This window comes from Mycobacterium simiae (assembly GCF_008370645.1).
GTDB classification, from domain to species: Bacteria; Actinomycetota; Actinomycetes; order Mycobacteriales; family Mycobacteriaceae; genus Mycobacterium; species Mycobacterium simiae_A.
Window position 1 is genome coordinate 1 of the sequence record NZ_VTZN01000311.1, and the last position, 2903, is coordinate 2903.

The 2903-nt window shown below is 64.7% G+C and carries 1 protein-coding gene; it reads right to left on the reverse strand.

Annotated features, from left to right (window positions below; translation table 11 throughout):
• A partial coding sequence (locus F0Q45_RS25165; RefSeq protein ID WP_188113157.1) for an acyltransferase domain-containing protein occupies positions 1–2822 on the reverse strand: 2822 nt, incomplete at its 3' end.
• Between the last annotated feature and the right edge of the window lie 81 nt (positions 2823–2903).

Consider the following 2903-nt stretch of genomic DNA (forward strand, 5'->3'; position numbering starts at 1 on the left):
TCAGGTGGGGTCAGGCTCGCCGTGCGGGCCAGGCGGGGGATGTGGACGACACCGTTGCGCAGGGCCAGCTGCGGCTCACCGGCCGGCGGCGTGGAGGCCACGACCAGCAGGTTGTCGTTGCTGGCGGCGGTGTCATCGGTGTCGAGCAAAATGATCCGGTCGGGTCGCTCTTGTTGCGCGCTGTGGAGCAGGCCCCACGCTGCGGCGTGCGCTAGATCGGGGGCTCGATCGTAGACGCTGGTGGTCACGGCGTGGCAGGTGATGATCATCAGTCGGGTGGTGGCGGTGTCGGGCCGGGCCAGCCAGCTCTGCAGCTGGGCCAAAACCTGGCGGGTCAAAACATGGACTCGCTGCAGCGGATCACTCTCGGCTGCTGCCTGCTCCGCTGGCCGGGCTAATTGCCAGATCACCAACTGCGGGCATGGGGTCAGGCTAGCTAGGTCGGTGTGGACCATCCCGTCGGCCAGAGCAGCCGACAGCTGCTCGGGGGCATCGGCGCATACCGCCCACACCGGTCCTTCGGTTGCCAAGGAGCCGGACGAAGCGGGCAAGTCAGGCAGCGACAGCCAAGTCAACTCGAACAAGCTGTCCGATGTCCGCGTAGTCGGGGCCGACCCGCCGATCTGGTCGGAGACCGCGCGCAACGTCACCGCACTGATAGTGATCACCGGCGCACCGGTGGGATCGGTCGCCCGCAGAGCAACGGTGTCCTCACCGGTACGGGTCAGCTCGACATGCAGCTGGGTGGCCGCGGTGGCATACAGACTGACCCCGCTAAAGACGTACGGAAGCTTGAGCGATCCCGAGTCGGCCCCACCGGAACCCTCCAGCACCGAGACCAACGGATGCAAGGCGCCATCCAGCAGAGCCGGATGGATACCGTAGCCGGCCACGTCGGCGCCGGCGGGCAACGCCACCTCGGCATGGACAACCTCGGGCCGAACCGGGTCAGCACCGATGCCCTGCAGCGACCGAAATGGACCACCGTAACGGTAACCCCGCTGGGCCAGCCGGTCATAGAAGTCGTCCTGGTCAATGCCTTCCACCCCCGGTGCCGCCAGGGGCGAGACCTCAGCTGCGGGCTGATCAGCACTTAACGCCCCACTAGCATGCAACATCCACACCCCAGACTGCCCGCCAGTGCGCGAATGCACGCTAACCGCTCGCCGCCCCTGCTCATCAAGGGCCTGCACCACAATCTGCAGATCGGTCGGCGCTTCACCCGACAAAACCACAGGAGCATGCAAGATCAGCTCATCGATCGCCGGGCAACCGCTCAACTCACCAGCCCGCAACAGCACCTCAATGAACCCCGCCGCCGGGAACACCACGGTGTCGTTGACTTGATGCCCGACCAGCCAACCCTCAACGCTAAGGGATAGCCGCCCGCTGACCACGAACTGGTCCTGGCCGGCCAGGGTAGCGACCGCGCTCAACAAGGGATGCTCTGCAGGGTCCAGGCCGAGCCCGCAAGCGTCACCGGTCGCGGTGGGCGCCAGCCAGTAGGAGCGGTGTTGGAAGGGATAGGTAGGCAGGTCCACGGTGCGCGCATGCGGATACAGCGCCGACCACGACGGGCTGTGACCATGATTGTGCAGCTGAGCCAACGCCGTCGCCAGAGCGTCTTGATCGGGCCGCTCCCGATGCAACGTGGGGACCACCGCGGACTGATGACGCCCCGACGTCTGGGCCAACGTGTCAGCAATCGCCGGAGCCAACACCGGATGCGGGGACAACTCCACAAACGTACACTCACCAGCGGCCAAACGCTCGACCACCGCGTCATAAAACTGCACCGGCTCACGCAGATTGCGATACCAATACTCGGCATCCATCTTGGTGGTATCTAAGGCATCCACCGAAAGCGCCTCTCCCACCGTCGAATACAACGGAATACGCGCCGGCGCCGGCTGCAAATCAGCCAACTCGGCCAGCAGCCGCTCCCGCAGCGGCTCAACCTGAACAGAATGCGAGGCGTAATCCACCGCGATCACCCGGACATGGACACCATCACCCTCACACGCCGCGCTGAACTGCTCCAGCGCGCCGGGCTCACCACTGACGATGGTGTGCGAGGGGCCGTTGATCGCCGCGATGCTCAACGCCTGCCCCCACGGCCGCAGACGTGAACGCAACTGCTCAGCATCCAGCAACACCGACGCCATCCCCCCGGCACCACCGAGCACGCTCAACGCCTGACTGCGCAGCGCCACCACCTTGGCCGCCTCGGGCAACGAAAACACCCCAGCGATATAGGCCGCGGCGATCTCACCCTGAGAATGACCGATCACCGCCTCCGGGACAACGCCGTAGTGGCCCAACACCTCAGCCAACGACACCATCATCGTGAACAACACCGGCTGAACCACATCCACCCGCTCCAACGCCGGAGCCCCCGAACCCTGACACAACACCTCCCGCACCGACCACCCCGTAATCGGACCCAACGCCTCATCACAAGCATCAACCATGTCAGCAAACACCCGATGCTGTGCATAAAGCGCACGCCCCATACCCAGGTACTGCCCACCCTGACCAGGTAAAACGAACACCGTCTTACCACGCAGATGAGCCAAATAATGATGCCGAGTCAGCTGCGGATGAGGCTCACCACCACGCAGCGCATCCAACGCATCCAACAAATCTTTCCGCGGATCAGCTGCGGCCACCGACCCCGTGATCACCGCCCGATACGAATGATGCGCACGGGTGCAGCCCAAACTGAAAGCCACATCAGTCAAATCCAAATCCGGATGACCAACCAAATGCTGATGCAACCGCTCCGCCTGCGCACCCAACGCCGCAGCAGTCCGCGCCGACACCGGCCACACCACCAACCCAAACCCAACCCCATCATCGCTTCGCTCAGCCGACACCCCCGGCGCGACCGGAGCCTGCTGCAA